This window comes from Malaciobacter pacificus (assembly GCF_004214795.1).
GTDB classification, from domain to species: domain Bacteria; phylum Campylobacterota; class Campylobacteria; order Campylobacterales; family Arcobacteraceae; genus Malaciobacter_A; species Malaciobacter_A pacificus.
In genome coordinates, this window is sequence record NZ_CP035928.1 from 2314475 (window position 1) to 2333309 (window position 18835).

The window sequence follows — 18835 nt, forward strand, 5'->3', positions numbered from 1 at the left end:
ATAAAATTCGCGAAAAATATATATGGATAAAATTAATTAATGAAATTTTCAACACAAAAACCTAAAAAAACACTACATATGGTAAGTCTTGGTTGTACAAAAAACTTAGTTGACTCAGAAGTAATGTTAGGAAAACTAAGTGATTATGAGATGACAAGTGATAGTGAAAATGCTGATGTTATTATCGTAAATACTTGTGGTTTTATTGATAGTGCAAAGCAAGAGAGTATCAATACAATTTTAAATCTTCATGATGATAGAAAAAAAGAGTCTGTTTTAGTAATGGCAGGTTGTTTAAGTGAGAGATATAAAGAAGAGTTACAACAAGAATTACCTGAAATCGATGTATTTACAGGAGTTGGTGATTATGACAAAATTGATGAACTTGTAAATGAAAAAAGAAGTAACTTCACAAATGAAGTATTTTTAGCAAATGATACAAACGAAAGAGTAATTACAGGTTCAAGTTATCATGCTTATGTAAAATTAAGTGAAGGATGTAATCAAACTTGTTCATTTTGTGCGATTCCATCATTTAAAGGAAAGCTACACTCAAGAACTTTAGAGTCACTTGTAAAGGAAGTAAAATCATTAGTATCAAAAGGATATATTGATTTCTCTTTTGTATCTCAAGATTCATCATCATTTTTAAGAGATTTAGGTCATAAAGATGGTTTAGAGCAACTAATTTCTGAAGTTGAAAAAATTGAAGGTATTAAAACAGCTAGAATTTTATATCTATATCCATCAACTACAACTTTATCACTAATTGATAAAATTGCAGATTCAAAAGTGTTTGTAAACTACTTTGATATGCCATTACAACACATCACGCCAAGAATGCTTAAAATTATGAAAAGAGGAAAAGGTGTTAATCAATTAAATGAGCTTATGGATCATATGAAATCAAAACCAAACTCTTTTGTAAGAACTACTTTTATTGCAGGTCATCCAGGTGAAACATTAGAAGACCATGAAGCATTAGCACACTATATTGAAAACTATAAATTTGATAGAGCAAATGTATTTTCATACTCAACAGAAGAAGGAACAGCAGCTGCTAAATCAACTGAATTAATTGAGCAAGAAATTATTGATGATAGAGCCCAAGAGCTTGGTGAGATTATTGCTAAAACAACTGAAGAATCACTACAAAAAGAAGTTGGTCAAACTTTTGAAGTTTATGTTGATGGTGAGAGTGAAGAGCATGAGTATTTATTAAGTGCTAGAAAAACTATTTGGGCACCTGATATTGATGGTGAGATTTATATCAATGATAATGAATTGCCTGAGGGTGAACAAATCAAATTTGGTCAAATCTACACTGTAAAAGTAACAGAACTTGTTGGAGATAAATTACTAGCAACAGTGATTAAATAAATATGAATCTAAATTTTAGTGCAATTAAAGAGTCAAAAAATCTTTTAGCATTCTCAAGTGGTATTGACTCTACTGCACTATTTTTTTTACTATTAAATGAAAATATTCCCTTTGATATTACAATTGTTAATTATAATACAAGAGAGCAGTCTATTGAAGAAGTAACTTATGCAAAAGAGCTTGCAGAAAAATACAATAAACAAATTTTTATCAAAAATACTAAGCTAGAATCAAACTCAAACTTTGAAAAAAATGCAAGAGATATAAGATATGCATTTTTTGAAGAAATTATAGAAGAAAACTCTTATGATACTTTAATCACAGCTCATCAATTAAATGATAAATTAGAATGGTTTTTAATGCAGCTAACAAAAGGTGCAGGATTAGCAGAACTTATTGGTTTTAATGAGTTTGAAGATAAAGAGAACTATAGAATATATAAACCACTATTAAATGTCTCAAAAGATGAACTAGAAAACTATCTAAAAGAGCAAAATATCAAATACTTTTATGATGAATCAAATAGTAATGAAAAATATAAAAGAAACTACTTTAGACATAATTTTAGTGATAAACTAATCAATGAATTTAAAGATGGAATTAAAAACTCATTTGAGTATTTACAAAATGACTTAAACTCCCTAAACATAAAAGATAAAGCAATTTATAAATTTCAAGATTTGGAAATCTTTGAAAATAAAAATGATAATAATTTAAATATCAGAATTATTGATACTAGCTTGAAAAAAAGAGGGATTTTACTAAGTAAAGCAGCAAGAGAAGAGATTTTCAAACAAAGCGAATTAACAATATCACATAAAATAAATATTGCAATAAATAAAAAATATATTTATATATGTCCAAGATGTGAAGTTAGTATGGATAAAAAATTTAAAGAAATATGTAGAATTACCAAAGTCCCTAAAAATATAAGGGCTTATCTATTTGAAAATAGTATTAATCCAAAAGATTTAGTTTTTTAAAAACTGTTGCATTTTTTTTATATTAACGAGTTCTTGTCTTGTCTCTTCTTTATGATCTTTCAAAAAATTAATATTTTTAAAAAAAAGTTCTTGTAACTTTTTCAAATCTTCAATTTCTAAATCAAAATCATTTATTGAATTATCAGTCAAATAGTTGTTATACCATCTAACTAGTGCATCTGCTTTTTCAAAAGATTCAAGTGAATCAATATAATTTAATTCACTTAAGGCCTTTAAAGACCAGTCTCGTCTTTCCATGCGTCTATTAAACCTTGAGTAACTTTAATAACTTGATTAACTGAATTTAAATTATCATCAATTCCAGCACTAAATAGTGTTTCGATTTGATATAAGTATAAACCATCTAAATAGTATGCAACATCTCCACCATCAAAATCAAGAACATTTCTTAACTCATCAAAAATAGCAATAGTTTTATTTATATAAGTAAATTTTGTCTCTACATCATTCTCTTCCATAGCATTTTTTACAAATGAAAGATATTTTATAACACCCTCATATAACTTTAATACTAAAACATAAGGATCATCAGACACTGCATTTTGCTGATTATAGATTTCTAAACCCATATAATTACTCCATAATAATCAAATTAGCCATACAGTATAATATATATTTCCTTAATTTAATACAAAAAGAGAAAGAAAATAACTTTTCTTTCTCAATAGTTATTACTAACTTGCAGTTGATTGTTGAATCATTAATTTAAGACCTGAGAATGATGCTTCCATTTGATTTATAATTGCACCATAAGAACTAAATTGTAATGCTAATTGTTCATATTTAGCATCTAAAGCTTCTTCAGCCTTTGTTTTATCTTCTTCAAGTGTTGATTCCCTACTTGTCATATTATTTTCATATATTGATAAAATTCCACCACTAAAATTCATTTCATCTACAACTGCTTTTAACTGAGTACCTAATCCCTCATTCTCAGCTACACCAATAAACAGTTCTTTTAATCCGGCCATATCTTCTTCAATAGCTTTGTTAAAATCTGTTTCATCAATACTAAGTGTACCTGATTTATTTAATTCAAAACCATAATTAAATATTGATTTATCTGAATTAGCACCATAAGTTCCAAATAATTTATCTTTTATTTGATTAACAATTTCTCTAAGACCACTTCTATTTGAAATAGGAGAATCAGCTCCAGTTGCATCATCAATAGTTGTTACAAGTTCATTGTATAAAGTAACAAAATTTTGCATTTGAGTTGTTACTGTTGTAGTGTCATCAACTACATTAATTGAAGACGTTCCTTTCTCAACTGCAGAAATTTTTAGTCCATCAACAGTAATATCATTTGAAGAGACACTATATGATACTCCATCAATAATTGCATCCATATTTTGAGCTGTTAATTTATGATTTTCAGCTAAATCTAATCCTAATGTTGTTGCAGCTGCTCCACTAATAGTAAGGGCATTATCAACACCTGATTCTGAACTTTTAATAACAATTCTATATGAATCAGTTCCAACTAATTGTACTGAAGCATTCATACCATCTTTAGCATTAATCTCTTCAGCTAATTGATCGTATGTTAAGTTTGTAGTATCAAAAGTTTCTAAAACTCCATTTACAGTTATTTCTAAATTTCCAGCGTTTATAACTGTATCTTTAGTAGTTTCATCTACTGCATTTGTTTGATAGACATCTTTTTGAGCTAAATCAACTATTTCAACAGTTGTAACCCCTTTATTTAATGCAGATACATCAGCTGCGTCAAAAACTACAGATGTTCCTGATGTTGTAGCAGATTTTTCATCAAAGGCATTAACTCCACCTGATACAAATAAATCAAATGGCTTTATAGCTTCTAGTAATTCAGAAACTTTATTCTCTATTTCAGTAAAAACTTCTTTTTCTAAAGTGATATCTTCTATACTTGTTTCAATTGGTTCAACCGTAGCTTTTCGCTCTGCATCTTTTAATTTATCTATTAAATCTTGGTTTAAAGAAGCAGCTTGCCCTGAACCTAACCCTAAAATACCATCAGCCATGACTTATCCTTTATCTTTTAAGTCCAAGTAAAACTTGAATCATTTCATCAATTGCAGTTACTACTTTTGCATTAGCAGTATAAGCAGATTGAAACTTCATTAAATTTATCATTTCTTCATCTTTATCAACTTTAACTAATTGATCATATGATGATTTTAATGATAATTCAACATTTTCTTGTGTCTCTAATAAAAAATTATTAGTTTCAACATCTGAGGATACACCAACTTTAATATCTTGAAAGAACTCCGCTAAAGAAGTAACTGTATCCAAAGTTGAATCTTGTTCTTTTCCGGTAAAAGAGATATCTTTTTTCCATTGCATAGTTGCTAAATAATCTAAATCTTGTTGATTTAAATCATTTACCCTTGAACTGTTAAATCTTAAATCACTAACACTTGAACCAGAAAACAAACCTATTTCATTAATAGTTCCTAAACTTTTCTCACTTGCATTCTCTCCATAAATATATTCATCAGTTCCTGTTTGAATATAACTATCTGTCAAATCACTTAAAGTTTTAGCAAAAGCGTCTAATTTATCTAAATAAGATTGGTATTTATTGTTATAACTATCAGAACTTAAATTCTCTACCTGTGCTTTTATAATACCATCTTTTGCTGATATCTCTTGTCCATAAATAGCTAAGTATACTCTATCTTCAGCTTCAGTACTTTGATAATCATCTTTATAAAAAGTATTTCTAGCCTGAATATCATAAATATCATCAGTGATATTTGTATCATTATCTTCTACTAAAGATATTCTTCCATCAAAAGAACCATCCAAACCTGCTATATTTGATTCTATTCTTAAATAATTATCTTGAGTATCATCAGTAATAAGTTCACCTGAAGAGTCTAAATATCTTGTACCATTATAAGCTGTTACATAATCATTCATATCAGGATCAACATTAATTTTTGCTACTAATGCTCTAATATAATTATCACTACCAACAGTTATGCTATTACCTTCATTATCAGTAAATGTTTCTCCATAAGTTACACTAACTTCATGCTCGTTATTTAACTTATATGATAAAGTATCTCCATTATTAAATACTCCATCAGACAATTCAATTATAGATTCATTCAAAGAATTGTCTTTTACATATTTATCAACTTGAGTAATCTTCTCTTCATCAATTGAAACATCTCTTACATTAGTATTAAATCTTACAGCAACTACTCCTGCAATACTTAATTCATAATCTCCATCTGTTCTATCAACTTCTATATCAACATATTTTGCAAGTTCTGTTTCTAACTGATCTCTTTTATCAAGTAAATCATTTGAAGATTCATTTAATTGACCAAGTTTTTGATTAACAAGTCCTATATCTTTTAATATATTATTGACAATGTCAACATTTTCATTTATTTCAGATCGCTCTAGTTTTTGTTGTTGTTCAATGGAACTATAAAGATTTTGCATAGAATCAACTAAAGCATTACCATGGGAAATTAAAGTTGTTCTATATACTTCAGAATTAGGGTTAGATCTTAAATTTTCAACAGATTGAAAGTATCTATCTAAATCAGATGAAAATCCGCTAGAATCTGTCTCAGAAAAAATTGATTCTACATTTCCAAGCATGCTAGATAACTTATCATAGTAATTAGTTGTGGTATTTTCAGACAACAGTTTATCAAACATATACTGATCAGTAATTCTGTATGCACTACTTGAGTCAACTCCACGACCAGTAAATCGTGTATCCATATGTTCTAATTCACTTAACTGAACTACCCTTTTTTTATATCCAGGAGTATTCTCATTAGCTATATTATTAGATACATTTTCAACGGCAGTTTTTGCAGCACTAAGTCCTGTGCTTGAAACATTTATTGAATTTAGCATTGAGACTCCTTTTAGAATATTTTCTTAATTATCACATTACATTTCTTAATATTAGATTAAAATGGCCATATTGCTCTAAGTAGCTTTGTTCCCCATGGTGTTTCTAAGATATCAGATTCTGTACCTTCTTTATCATATAAAAGTTTTAAATTAGCAATTTGTGAAGAGTTTATTGAATTATCAGATGTAATATCATAAGGTCTAATTACACCTGTAACTATAATTTTTTGTTTTTGCCCCTCAATTAAAAGCTCTTTTGTACCTCTAATATAATAGTTTCCGTTTTGATATGTTTCTTGGATTATTGCAGAGATTGTTGTAGAAAAGGTTTCATCTAATTGTGTTTTAACAGAACCTGCATCACTATTAGAACTATTAGTTCCAAAATTAACTCCTAAGTTTCTATTTAATTCATTTGTAACACTTCCAACTACTCCACCACCCGTTGAAGAGAAAACACCACCACCTAAATTAGTATTACTAGAGTTTGAAAGTTCTCTTTTATTATTTGAATTAGAATCTAATTCTTCATCAATTATAATTTGTATAATATCACCAATTTGTAAATCTTTTTTATCTGCAAATAAAGATGTACCTTGCATTGAATATAAAGAACCTTTATTCTTTTTTATAACAGGTGCTTTTTTAGGTATTTGTGCTTTTGGTTTTTCAAAAATGATTTCATTTTGATTTGTTGCACTACAAGCTGTGAAAAAACTAATAAAAAATAAAGGGATAAGGTATTTAAGTTTAACTTGCATTTAATTTACTCTCTACTACATAATTAATATCAATTGCAATAATTATTTCATTTAAAGTTTTTTTAGTCAAAGCCATAGTTCCATATCTAACCATTAATGCTTCTAAATTTGTATTAGGTTCACAAACTATTACAAGTTTATTTTCAATAATTTTAACATGCTTAACATAAGCTTGTCCAATTAAATCTACTGCTTTTTCAATCTCAGATAATAAAGCTTTTTCAAAATTTTTTTTCATAGTAGCTTCTTGCTCTTGTTGTATTTGCATAGCTTTTTTTTCTTCAAGTTCAATTTTTTGCTTTTGCTCAAACTCAGCACTCATATATTGGTAATAACCAAAAAACATTGCCAATACAAATGCAACAGAAGCATATTTAAAAAACTTTTGTTTTTTATTTCTTTTAACAGCTACTATCATAATCTATTATTTAATTACAAATGATGTAAATAGTATTTTTTGAACACTATTTCTTTTTATATCATCATTAGATGCTGTAACTTCATCAATTACATTATTAATATCTGAAATTAGCTCATCTTTTAGTAAATTTTTACCACCAACTGTTAATAACTCTTCTGAACTTCTTGCACTAATTTGTGCAATTACCACATCAATTATTTCAGCTCTATACTCTTCAACTAAAGCTGCAATTGTAGGTTCACTACTTTTAATAGAAAAAGATAATTTCATTAGTTTTTCTTTTCCTTTAGAGTTAGTGATATTTAAAACTAAATCATTAATATCTGCCTTAAAAGTTTCTGAATCTCTAGAACCATCCTCTTTTACAACTTGTTCTTGTTGAGTTTGATTTCCATTAAGTACACCTTGTGAATATAAAAAATATCCACCTCCAACAACAGCAAGTAATAAAATTACCACTAAGGCAATCAATACAATAATTAAACCTTTTCCTCCACCAGATTGCTTTACTTCTTCTTTATTTTCTTCTTCTGCCATAATTATTCCTTCACATCATTCACATTAAAGTTTTCTAGTTTTTCTGTAATTTGCATAGCACTTTGAACGCTCAAAAACTTCATCAATGCAGTTACATTTTTCTCTTTTAATTTTAATATTATATCAAAAACATCATCAATTTTGCCTTCGTTAATCATCTCATCAAAAATTGATGCAGCTGTTTTAGGCTTCATACCATTATAAATCTTGGCTGTTTTACTAGCAACTGTATTTTCTATATCTTGCAGTAAGGCTAAATTTTTATCATGGATTTTCTGGATAGCTTTTTTTTCACTCTCAATTTTTGACTGTATTAATTCTAATTCTTTTTTTCTCTCTTCATACTCTTTTTCTTTTTGGTTATAAAAATCATTTAACTCTTTTTTTAAAGCCATAACCTCTAATTTTTCTTTTGTTAATGAACTAATTGTATCTTCTTGTGCAAATGAAAATATTGTTAAAATAGTTAATAATAAAATCTTTTTCAAATTTAAATCCTTTATCCACTTATATATTTACTTTGAATATACTCTTCTGAAGCTTCTTGTTCAGCTAATAAAAGTTTTTTGATTGCTTCTTTTTTTTCTTCATCGAGTAAATAAGCAAACTGTTCAGTCTCTTTTTGTAATTCAATTATTTCAGCTATTAGTGTCTCCAATTTTTCATTTAATATAACTTTGTTTCCTTCAAGTTTTTTTATATGTGCCCTCATTGTATTTTTATGAATAGTTAATATTGTAAAATCTGAAATTGCACCAAACTGCTGAACTGTTGCAGTATCAATACTATTCTTAGTAAGTAAAATCTCCGTATCAATCTTTTCAATTTCAGATTGAATCTGAGCTTTTTGCATAAGTTTTTGATCTGTCTGAGTTTTTTTTAAATTATATAGTTTTTCAATCATACTAATTTCCAAAAACTAAAATCAAATCCCACAAATCTTTTGTATAAGTTTCAATATGATCCCCTATCCAAGGAAGTGAAATCAAAATAAATGCAGATACGAATATCATTTTAGGTACAAAAGATAATGAAGCATCACTAACTTGGGTAACCGCTTGGAAAATGGATATTAAAAGTCCAATAATCATACTAACAATTAAAGAAGGCAAGCCCAAAATTAAAATTATTTTAACAGTATTCTCAGCGATTCCCAATAGATCCATTATTAATCTTTTATCTTGATTGTAATCTCTAAAGTTTTATTTTGTAATAGTTGACTTATAAGTGTACTTAATTCGTTCACACTGTTACTATTTATTTCAACACTGTTTTTTTGTTTTGAAACAGATTTTTCTTCTAGAAGAGAAGTTTCAATATCTTGAGTATCTAATTCACCCAAAGCATCTAATATGTCATTTTCACTTAGAGCATCTAACTCTGAAAATTCATCACCCATTTTTTCTCCTTGTAAAGATTCAATATTTTCTAGTTTATCTTCTGTTTTTTCATCAACTTCATCTGTTTCTTCTATTGTATCAAAATTAAGTAAATCTTCACTATTGAAATCTTCTGAAAACTCTTCTATATCACCATCTTCATTTTCTATATTTAAATTCTCTTCAGAATCATAATCTGAATCTATATTATCTAAGCCTACATCTTCATCAAAGCTCATAATTTTAGATAGTTCTTCATCATCTAAGAGATTTTCACTATCCAAATCATCATCACCTAATATATCATCAAGTTCATCTAAATTAATATCTATTTCTTTATTATTATCAACATCTATTTTTTCATCTTGAGAATCATCTTCTTTAGCCAAAAGCATTGATAACTCTTCATCTAATTCAAAAGATTCATCATCTTCTGAATCTTTATCATTTTCATATGCTTCATCTACTATATCAATAATTGAATTTTGAATATCCTCTTTTTCATTTAACAATTCATCATGTTTTTTGATAATATATTTAGGGATATCAGATAATGAATCAACTGAAACATCAGGTATTCCATGATCCAATAAGAAAGATTCTTCAATTCCATCTTTTGGATTTAAAAACTTAATTTTTGAATTCTTTTTTATAATTTTTTCATCATCAATTAAATATATGTCATTAGGATTATTTTTAATAGTATCTTGCAACTCTTCAAGAGTATTTATATCTTTAATTATAGAGTTATCATCAAGTTTGAACTTTATGTTAGCATGATCTAATGTTGAATGAATCTCTTTTTTAAATCCACTGTTCCCGTAAATATAAATATTCAAATTATAAACCCTAAAAATAATTTTATTGATAGATTATACCTTTTTTTATTAAATTTTCGATAAAATAATATCAATTAACAAAGGAGGATACTACTTGAAATATTTATTGATTTTTATACTATTATTCTCATCTTTGTACTCACAAACAGTAAAAGATATATCAAACATAATTGGAATAAGAGATAACCAACTTATTGGTTATGGTCTAGTTGTTGGACTTGCAGGGACAGGAGACAAAGCTAAATTTACTATGCAAAGCTTACAAAATCTTCTTAGAAATTCTTATATCAAAATTCCATCTGGTTCTATTAATTCTAAAAATATTGCTGCAGTGATGGTAACAGCTCAGCTTCCAGCATTTTCAAGACAAGGTGATAAAATCAAAGTAAAAGTATCAACTATTGGTGATGCAAAATCTGTAGATCATGGTGAACTTTTAATTACTCAATTAAAAGGAGTTGATGGAAATGTTTATGCATTAGCTCAAGGAACTATTGTTGCAAATGAAAACAATCTTACGACGGGTTTTATATATGATGGAGCTACTGTTGAAAATGAAATAGATTATGATTTATCTCAAGAAAATTCTATTCAACTAAGTCTTTATAAAAGTTCTGCTAAAACTGCTGATTTAATTCAAACAAAAATCAATAACCTATTTGGAACAAAATTAGCTCAAGCTTTGGATACAAGAACAATTGATGTAAAAAAACCTAGAGATATGTCTATGGTTAAATTTATATCTATGGTTGAAAATATTCCTTTAGATTCTACTTTTAAAAAGAAGCTTATTATTGATATGAGCAGGGAAACTGTAGTTGCAGGTGGGGATATAACAATTGACCCAGTTACAATTGCTAGAGATTCATTTACTCTTAGAATAAAACAATCTCCTCTATCAAATACACAGTGGAATGACCTGAAAATCAATAAAGGTGTAGATATTGGAGATGATGTAAAAATTGCAGATAAGCCAGCTATTGACATAAATAATGCAATGATAAATACTAAAGGTACGCCTACTGTAACAGATTTAGTAAGAGCAATGAAAGTTATGAAACTACCTATGACTGAAATTATTGATACAATTAAGATGATTAAAGAGATGGGTGCGTTAGATGTTGAAATAGAAGTAAGAGGATAATATGGCTGAATTTTTAAGTCAAGATGAAATTGACGCACTTTTAGATATTGCCGAACAAGGTGAAGATATTGATGCTTCTCCAATAGAAAAGCCTATATCAAAAGAAAAAAATTATTCAATTTATGATTTTAAAAAACCAAATAGAATAACACCTGAACAATTTAAAGCATTTAATACTATGCATGATAAAATGCTTAGAGATTTTATTACTGACCTTTCAGCGATGCTGCGAAAAATTGTTGATGTTAAATTATATTCAATTGAGCAAATGACTTATGGTGAGTTTATTCTTTCTATTCCTCAAATCACTTCATTAAATACATTATCTATAAAACCACTTGAAGGTAGAATAGTAATTGAGTGTAACCCTGCAATTTCTCATAAAATTATTGCTGAACTTTTAGGTTCAGGTGCAATTAATACAAGTGACAATTTAAATAGAGAACTAACAGAAATTGAAATTGAAATACTTGAACATTTTTATAAAGTTTTTATCAAGAATCTTAATAAAACTTGGGCTGAGATTTCAAATATAAACTATAAAATTGAATCAAGAGATACAAATGCTAATGCAATTCAAATTGTATCAGATCATGAGATTGTTTTACTTGTAGTTCTTGAAATTACAGTTGATGAAGAATCAGGGTTCTTATCAATTTGTTATCCAATCTCTTATTTCGAACCTTTACTAACAAAAATTGTTGAAAAAGTATTTAGTGAAGGAAAAAATAGAAAATCTTCTAGAAAACAAGATATAAAAACACTTATTTCTGGTGCTAGAATGACTATTGAATCTATAATGGCTGAGACTGAATTAACAGCAGAAGATATCTTAGGATTAAAAGTAGATGATGTTATTGTATTTAATAAAAATGCAAATTCAGCATCTGCAAAGATTTATATCAATAAAAAAGAGAAGTTCTCAGCAATCTCTGGAATATCAAATAATAGAAAAGCTATTCAATTAAAATCAAATCTTGATAGAGAAAAGCAAAGTACTTTAGATATTTTAAGAGAAATGAGAAAAGATAGAGAACAAAAAGCTAAACAAAGAAAAGAAACAATAGAAAGATTATTAGAAGAAAAAACGAAATAATCGTTTAATCTTCTAAACTCCAAGGAATTGTTTCTCCTGCAAACATAGGAACTACATTTTCATTTTCAAATTCATAAATAGCAGGAACTACAAAATCTTTTTTTATTAATTTTATAGTTTTCTTTACAGGATTTTTCCCATAAATTTTTTGAGCATTTAATGATACAAATGCATTTAGATTATCTAAACATTGATACTTATCAAATAAATCAGTTAATACTTGTAAAGCAATTGGTGAAGTAAATACACCTGCTGCACAACCACAACACTCTTTTTTATGTTTAGGATGTGGAGCACTATCACTTCCAAACATTAATTTTGGATGAGCTTTTAAAGCAGCATCTAATAATGCACTTCTATCTTCTGGTCTTTTTGCAATTGGCTTACAGAATAAATGAGGAGCTAACATACCACCAGCAACATCATCAAGAGTAATTAATAAATGATGTAAAGTTACAGTTGCATGTAAATTATCATATTTATCAAGTAATTCAACTGCATCTTTTGTAGTAATATGCTCCATAATGATTTTTAAATCAGGGAATGCAGAAGCAATTGATTCATAAATTGGCATAAATTCTTTTTCTCTATCCATAACAAAACCATTAGTTTCACCATGAATACATAAAGGAATTCCTAATTTACTCATTGATTCTAATGTAGGTCTTAATACTTCAACATCCATAGAAGCAACACCTGTTTCAGAGTTTGTTGTAATTCCTGCAGGGTAAAGTTTTATTCCAATAATATCATCTTTTATATCTTCTAAAAATTCGTAAGTATAATCATTTTTAAAAAATAGTGTCATATATGGTTCAAAAGCATCACCATCACAAGCTTCTAAAATTCTTTTTTTGTAAGCTAATAAGTCCTCTTTTGTAGTAACAGGAGGAACTAAGTTAGGCATGATTAGTGCTCCACTAAACGTATTTGATGTTAGTGGACCAACTAATTTTAACATATCACCATCACGTAAGTGAAGGTGCATGTCTAAAGGTTCATTTATCTCAAATGTTGTGATGCTCATTAAATAGCATCCTCATCTTGTTCCCCAGTTCTAATTCTAACAGTTTTTTCAACAGCTGAAACGAAAATCTTTCCATCTCCAATCTTTCCAGTTTTTGCAGCATCAATAATAATTGCAATAGTAGAATCTACTTGATCTTCAGAAACAACTAATTCAATTTTAATTTTTGGTAAGAAATCAACAACATATTCAGCACCTCTATATAACTCAGAGTGACCTTGTTGTCTTCCATATCCTTTAACATCAGACACAGTCATACCTGTTACACCAGCTTCAGCTAATGCATCTTTTACATCTTCTAATTTAAACGGTTTAATTACAGCTTCAATTTTTTTCACTTAATAATCCTTTTTTTAATTGATTTATTTTATCAAATTTTTATTAAACTTAAATTACTTTGATATTAGAATGCTCTTTTAAACTCTGGATAAGCTTCAATACCACATTCTTCTACATCAAGTCCTTGCATCTCTTCATCTTCATCTGCTCTTAAAGAAACAATTTTATTAATAATAAACAATATAATGTATGAAGATATAAAAGCAAATAAACCTACTACAACTATACCCTTAATTTGTCCAAGAAGTGTAATATCAGTTCCATTTGAAGCAAAAATACCAACTGCTAATGTTCCCCAAATACCATTTACTAAGTGTACTGATAATGCACCAACTGGATCATCAATTCTTAATTTGTCAAAGAAAGATACACCAAATACAACTAAAGCACCACCAACAGCACCAATTAAGATTGGAGTATAAATATCATATAAATCAGGACCTGCTGTTACTGCAACTAATCCACCTAAAGCACCATTTAAAATCATAGTTAAATCTAGTTTTTTGTACATGAAATACATAATAATTGCAACCATAATTGCACCTGCTAAACCTGCAGTGTTTGTATTCATAATTGTAAGAGCAACTGCATCTGCATTCTCTTTTGAAGCAATTGAACCAACTGAACCACCATTGAATCCAAACCAACCAATCCATAGTAAAAATGCACCTAATGTTAATAAAGGAATATTTGAAGCTGGAATTACTCTAATCCCACCATCTTTTGTATATCTTCCTTTTCTAGCTCCAATTATTAAAATTGCTGCAAGTAGTGCCCAACCACCAGTTGAGTGAATAACTGTAGAACCAGCTAAGTCATACATAGTTAAATCTAAAAATGTACCATCTAAAAAATCACTTCCCCAAGAAACATTTACAACAATTGGATATAAAATAGCTGCCATTATGATTGTAAAAAATGCTAGAGGAATAACTTTTGCTCTTTCACTAACACCTCCACTCATAATATTTACAACTTTTCCTACAAATGCCATTTGAAATAAAAATGCTGCCCATTTACTCATACCATCAGCTCCAAAATCACCAAATGCTATAGAGTAACCAATTAGTAAAAATGCCATAGAAGCAATTGCATAAATTAGAGTATTGATTGTTAATACTGCTGTTACGTTTTTTGTTCTAACAATTCCTGCTTCTAACATTGCAAAACCTGGAACCATAAAGATAATTAGCGTCATTGCAAAAATTGCATACAACGTATCGATTATGTAAGATACTGATTGAATATCCATTCTAAGACCTTTTATGTAAATTTATAAGATCTATTATAACAGTATTATCTGTGTAAGTTTTTTTATATTGTATAAAAAATATACAATTTGAGAAAAAGTAAACTTTTCTCAAATTGTAGTAGAAAAATTAGATAGCTTCACTTCCTCTTTCTTCAGTTCTGATTCTTACTACTTCATCTAAAGAAGATACAAAAATCTTTCCATCACCAATTTTCCCTGTTTTTGCTGAGTTAACAATAGCTTCTATTGCTGCATCAACCATATCTTCTTTTACCACAATATCAATTTTGATTTTTGGTAAAAAATCAACTACATACTCAGCCCCTCTGTATAATTCAGAGTGACCTTGTTGTCTACCATAACCTTTTACATCGTAAACACTCATACCTGTAATTCCAGCTTCAACTAAAGCATCTTTTACATCTTCTAGTTTGAATGGTTTAATTATTACTTCAATTTTTTTCATATAATTTATCCTTACCTAACTTATATTATGCTCTTTTGAACTCTGGATAAGCTTCTAATCCAGTTTCATGAATATCAAGACCATTTACTTCAGTCTCTTCATCAACTCTTAATCCGATAACGATATCTAAGATTTTCCAGATAATAAATGAAACAATGAATACGAATGCACCAATAACAACAATACCTTTTAATTGAGCCATGATTGTTACATCTGGATTAAAGATACCTACAGCTAATGTTCCCCAAATACCTGCAACTAAGTGAACAGATAAAGCACCAACTGGATCATCAATTCTTAATTTATCAAAGAATGGTACTGCAAATACAACTAATGCTCCACCAATGATACCTTCAATAAACGCTACAACCATACCTAAGTCTGGACCTGCTGTACAAGATACTAAACCTGCTAATGCACCATTTAAAACCATAGTTAAATCAACTTTTTTATAGATTAGTTGAGTTAAAAGTGCAGCTGCAATAGCACCAGCAGCAGCAGCCATATTTGTATCAGCAACAACTAAAGCAATTCCATCAATATCAGCTTTTGAACCTAATGCTAATTGGCTCCCTCCATTGAATCCAAACCATCCCATCCATAAAATGAATGTACCTAATGTAGCTAATGTTAAGTTTGAACCTGGAATTGGTCTAACTTGTCCATCTTTACCATATTTACCTTTTCTAGCACCAAGAATTAATACACCAGCTAATGCAGCCCATCCACCAACAGAGTGAACAATAGTCGAACCAGCAAAGTCAGAGAATCCAGCAATTAAACCACCTAATTCAGATCCACCCCATGTCCAGTGACCTTGAATTGGGTAAATTAATCCACTTAAGAAAACAACAAATATTAAGAATGGCCATAATTTCATTCTTTCTGCAACTGTTCCTGAAATAACTGAAGCTGCAGTTGCAACGAACATTACTTGGAAGAAGAAATCTGCAGCAGCAGGATATGCTGAATCAGCACCGTTTTCCATTGAGATAGTTGAGAAACTTCCCATAAATGATGAACCATCACCATACATTAAATTATACCCTACGAAGTAGTACATAATACAAGATATAGCAAATAAAGCGATATTTTTAGTTAATACTGTCGCATTATTTTTTGTTCTTGTTAAACCTGATTCTAGCATTGCAAAACCTGCAGCCATCCACATAACTAATACACCAGAAAATACAAATAAGAAACCATCTAATATGTATTTTAAATCTGTGAAATTTTCCATAAGACTCCTTTGTCAATTTATATAACACCATTATAAATATTTTTTAGCCTATTGTAAATATTTTATTGTATATTATTTATACAGTTGTTTTCTTTCAAGAGAATTTATATATAATACGACTAAATTAAATATTGGTGAAATAATGTTAAAAAAACTTTTATCTAAAAAAGAAATAAATGAAGAAGAATTCCTAAAAGAGCTTTCAAGTAACATATTTAATGAAGAAAAAATCAATCAATTATACAAAGATAATAAAATAAATCTTGAGTGGTTGAATGAAAATAATGAAACTATGCTTCATCATTGTTGTAAAAAAGGATATGCCCAATCTGTAAAATGGTTATTATCCCATGGTGCAAATATAGAAGCACTTACAGATGAAGAAGAAACACCAATATTTAAATCTATACAAGCTAAAGATAGAGAAGTTATATACATATTACTTGAATATAAAGCTAATGTTAATCATTTAAATAAATACAAGCGTACAGTGCTTCAAGAAGCTGTAATAACAGCTAGTAACAAATTTATCGATATACTTTTACAACATACAAAAAATTTAAATAACAGTGATATTCATGGAAATAACTTAATTTTTGATGCAATTGCAAATGGAAGTCGAGATGTCATTGACAAAATAGCTAAAATTGATAGTATAAATATTAATCAAATTAATGAAGAAAAAAATACAATCTTACATAAAGAAGTAGTTTTAAAAGATAAAGATTTAGCTATGCAACTACTTGAGTTAGGTGCAGATCCTACAATTCAAGATAGCAATGGAAAAAACTTTTTATTTTATGCAGTTTCAAAAGGTGCTGAAAATATTGAGTTAATAGAAAAAGCTGTTGAATTAGGATGTAATATTAATAGTAAATGTGCAGATGAAAAAACTCTTCTCATGGAATCTATTAGTTACTATAAAAATACTCCAAAAGAAGATATTGAAACAAAACATAGTCATTTAGAAATGATAAAAGAGTTACTAATTCTTGGAGTTAATGCAAGTGCAGTTGATGCGAAAAATGAGAATGTATTATTTGAAGCAACTAGATCTTTAGATAAAGAGCTTATTAATGTTTTACTTGAACACAATAGAATAAATATCAATCACAAAAATATTTCTGGGGAAACAGTTTTATTTGATTTAGCTTTAAAAGGAGGAGCTGAATATTTAGATTTAATCAAATTCTATTTAGAAAAAGGTGCTAATCCAAATATCAAAAACCACAATAACCAAACTATTATTGAAATTTTACTTCTTATGATTTTATATTTTGAAAATAATAAAGAGATTGATGAAGAATTAGAAAGAAGAATAACTCCAAGAGGTGAATATTTAACAGTCTTTGCATTTATTTTAAAGTATGGAACTGTTGATTTAGATCAATTAACTTCTAAATTTGAACCATTATTTTTTCAACCTATAATGCATTATAATTTTAAAATTTTTAAACTTCTTAGAAAATTCAATATTGATATAAATCAAAAAGATAAAAATGGAAATAATATTTTATTTAAACTAATGGAAACAAAAGATGCTCAAACAAAAGAAGAGTTAAAGTTATTTTTAAATACTTTAAAATCATTAGTTAATTTAGGAGTAAATGTAGCTGCAAAAAATAAAACAGGAGAATCAATATTACACAAAGCAATTGCAGAAAAAGATGAATATACATTTAAACTCCTTTTAACAACAAAGATTAACATTCTTGCAAGGGACAATTTTGGTAGGACTATTATGCATGTTGCAATATTAAAGAAAAAAGGAATCAAATACTTTAAACTTATTAGCCATTTTAATAAAGAGATTATTGATATAGTTGATTCATATGGATTTAGACCTATAAACTATGCTGCATTTATGGGACAAAGAAAACTTGTAATAAAAATGCTTGATGACGGAGCGATTGTAAATAATCCAGAAAAGAAAGATCCTAAAATGGTTGAATTCTTTTCTAAATATCATAAAAATGTATTAAATCTTACTCAAGGCATCGCACAAGAAGTTGATAAAACAAATTTAAACCTATTAATAAATACAATGAAAGATGAGTTTAATATCTCATCTAACTAA

General features: G+C 28.1%; 21 protein-coding genes. 5 read left to right on the top strand and 16 right to left on the bottom strand.

From position 1 onward, the window contains the following. Positions 1-39 precede the first annotated feature (39 nt). Positions 40-1380 carry a 30S ribosomal protein S12 methylthiotransferase RimO gene (rimO, locus tag APAC_RS11640; protein ID WP_130234268.1) on the top strand — a complete coding sequence of 447 codons (1341 nt, stop codon included), beginning with the start codon at positions 40-42 and terminating at the stop codon, positions 1378-1380. A gap of 2 nt (positions 1381-1382) precedes the next feature. Continuing rightward, entirely contained in the window at positions 1383-2363 is a 981-nt protein-coding gene (gene tilS, locus APAC_RS11645; RefSeq protein ID WP_130234269.1) for a tRNA lysidine(34) synthetase TilS, read from the top strand. Here the strand turns inward: tilS and APAC_RS11650 are convergent. From APAC_RS11650 to APAC_RS11700, 11 genes are all read right to left on the bottom strand, one after another. Then, positions 2352-2621 carry a hypothetical protein gene (locus APAC_RS11650; protein WP_130234270.1) on the bottom strand — a complete coding sequence of 90 codons (270 nt, stop codon included), beginning with the start codon at positions 2619-2621 and terminating at the stop codon, positions 2352-2354. The genes tilS and APAC_RS11650 overlap by 12 nt on opposite strands. Next, positions 2597-2953, bottom strand: coding sequence for a flagellar export chaperone FliS (gene fliS, locus APAC_RS11655; RefSeq protein WP_130234271.1), 357 nt, complete (start codon positions 2951-2953; stop codon positions 2597-2599). The genes APAC_RS11650 and fliS overlap by 25 nt, the downstream gene beginning before the upstream one ends. 105 nt (positions 2954-3058) lie before the next feature. After that, entirely contained in the window at positions 3059-4393 is a 1335-nt protein-coding gene (gene fliD / locus APAC_RS11660) for a flagellar filament capping protein FliD (protein ID WP_130234272.1), read from the bottom strand. Between the two features lie 10 nt (positions 4394-4403). After that, positions 4404-6257, bottom strand: coding sequence for a flagellar hook-associated protein FlgK (gene flgK / locus APAC_RS11665; RefSeq protein ID WP_130234273.1), 1854 nt, complete (start codon positions 6255-6257; stop codon positions 4404-4406). Positions 6258-6313: 56 nt separating this feature from the next. After that, positions 6314-7018, bottom strand: coding sequence for a flagellar basal body L-ring protein FlgH (locus tag APAC_RS11670; RefSeq protein ID WP_130234274.1), 705 nt, complete (start codon positions 7016-7018; stop codon positions 6314-6316). Beyond that, positions 7008-7436: a hypothetical protein gene (locus tag APAC_RS11675; RefSeq protein ID WP_130234275.1), complete on the bottom strand. Its 429-nt coding sequence runs from the start codon at positions 7434-7436 to the stop codon at positions 7008-7010. The genes APAC_RS11670 and APAC_RS11675 overlap by 11 nt, the downstream gene beginning before the upstream one ends. A gap of 6 nt (positions 7437-7442) precedes the next feature. Continuing rightward, entirely contained in the window at positions 7443-7976 is a 534-nt protein-coding gene (locus APAC_RS11680; protein ID WP_130234276.1) for a flagellar basal body-associated FliL family protein, read from the bottom strand. Between the two features lie 2 nt (positions 7977-7978). Continuing rightward, complete coding sequence (locus tag APAC_RS11685) at positions 7979-8464, bottom strand: MotE family protein (protein ID WP_130234277.1); 486 nt, start codon at positions 8462-8464, stop codon at positions 7979-7981. Positions 8465-8475: 11 nt separating this feature from the next. Continuing rightward, positions 8476-8880 (bottom strand): hypothetical protein, encoded by a 405-nt coding sequence (locus APAC_RS11690; protein WP_130234278.1) that lies wholly within the window; start codon positions 8878-8880, stop codon positions 8476-8478. 1 nt (position 8881) lies between these two features. After that, the gene (locus APAC_RS11695; protein ID WP_130234279.1) at positions 8882-9142 is read right to left on the bottom strand and encodes a flagellar biosynthetic protein FliQ; all 261 of its coding nucleotides are present in this window, start codon (positions 9140-9142) and stop codon (positions 8882-8884) included. Between the two features lie 2 nt (positions 9143-9144). Next, a complete protein-coding gene (locus APAC_RS11700; RefSeq protein WP_130234280.1) occupies positions 9145-10194 on the bottom strand; it encodes a hypothetical protein in 1050 nt (349 codons plus the stop codon). A gap of 94 nt (positions 10195-10288) precedes the next feature. On the opposite strand from APAC_RS11700, the gene APAC_RS11705 reads away from it, so the two are divergent. Both APAC_RS11705 and fliM read left to right on the top strand, forming a co-directional pair. Then, positions 10289-11338 carry a flagellar basal body P-ring protein FlgI gene (locus tag APAC_RS11705; protein ID WP_130234281.1) on the top strand — a complete coding sequence of 350 codons (1050 nt, stop codon included), beginning with the start codon at positions 10289-10291 and terminating at the stop codon, positions 11336-11338. A gap of 1 nt (position 11339) precedes the next feature. Next, positions 11340-12434, top strand: a complete 1095-nt coding sequence (gene fliM, locus APAC_RS11710) for a flagellar motor switch protein FliM (RefSeq protein WP_130234282.1) — start codon at positions 11340-11342, stop codon at positions 12432-12434. A gap of 4 nt (positions 12435-12438) precedes the next feature. Here the strand turns inward: fliM and pyrC are convergent, their stop codons facing one another. From pyrC to amt, 5 genes are all read right to left on the bottom strand, one after another. Further along, positions 12439-13461 (bottom strand): dihydroorotase, encoded by a 1023-nt coding sequence (gene pyrC, locus APAC_RS11715; RefSeq protein ID WP_130234283.1) that lies wholly within the window; start codon positions 13459-13461, stop codon positions 12439-12441. Beyond that, on the bottom strand, positions 13461-13799 hold the full coding sequence (locus APAC_RS11720; RefSeq protein ID WP_130234284.1) for a P-II family nitrogen regulator: 339 nt from the start codon (positions 13797-13799) through the stop codon (positions 13461-13463). The genes pyrC and APAC_RS11720 overlap by 1 nt, the downstream gene beginning before the upstream one ends. Positions 13800-13864: 65 nt before the next feature. Then, positions 13865-15052 (bottom strand): ammonium transporter, encoded by a 1188-nt coding sequence (locus APAC_RS11725; RefSeq protein WP_130234285.1) that lies wholly within the window; start codon positions 15050-15052, stop codon positions 13865-13867. Between the two features lie 127 nt (positions 15053-15179). Then, positions 15180-15518, bottom strand: coding sequence for a P-II family nitrogen regulator (locus APAC_RS11730; RefSeq protein WP_130234286.1), 339 nt, complete (start codon positions 15516-15518; stop codon positions 15180-15182). Positions 15519-15543: 25 nt separating this feature from the next. Continuing rightward, on the bottom strand, positions 15544-16758 hold the full coding sequence (amt, locus tag APAC_RS11735; protein ID WP_130234287.1) for an ammonium transporter: 1215 nt from the start codon (positions 16756-16758) through the stop codon (positions 15544-15546). Positions 16759-16900: 142 nt separating this feature from the next. Here amt and APAC_RS11740 point away from each other — a divergent pair, with 142 nt between their 5' ends. Beyond that, entirely contained in the window at positions 16901-18835 is a 1935-nt protein-coding gene (locus tag APAC_RS11740; RefSeq protein WP_130234288.1) for an ankyrin repeat domain-containing protein, read from the top strand.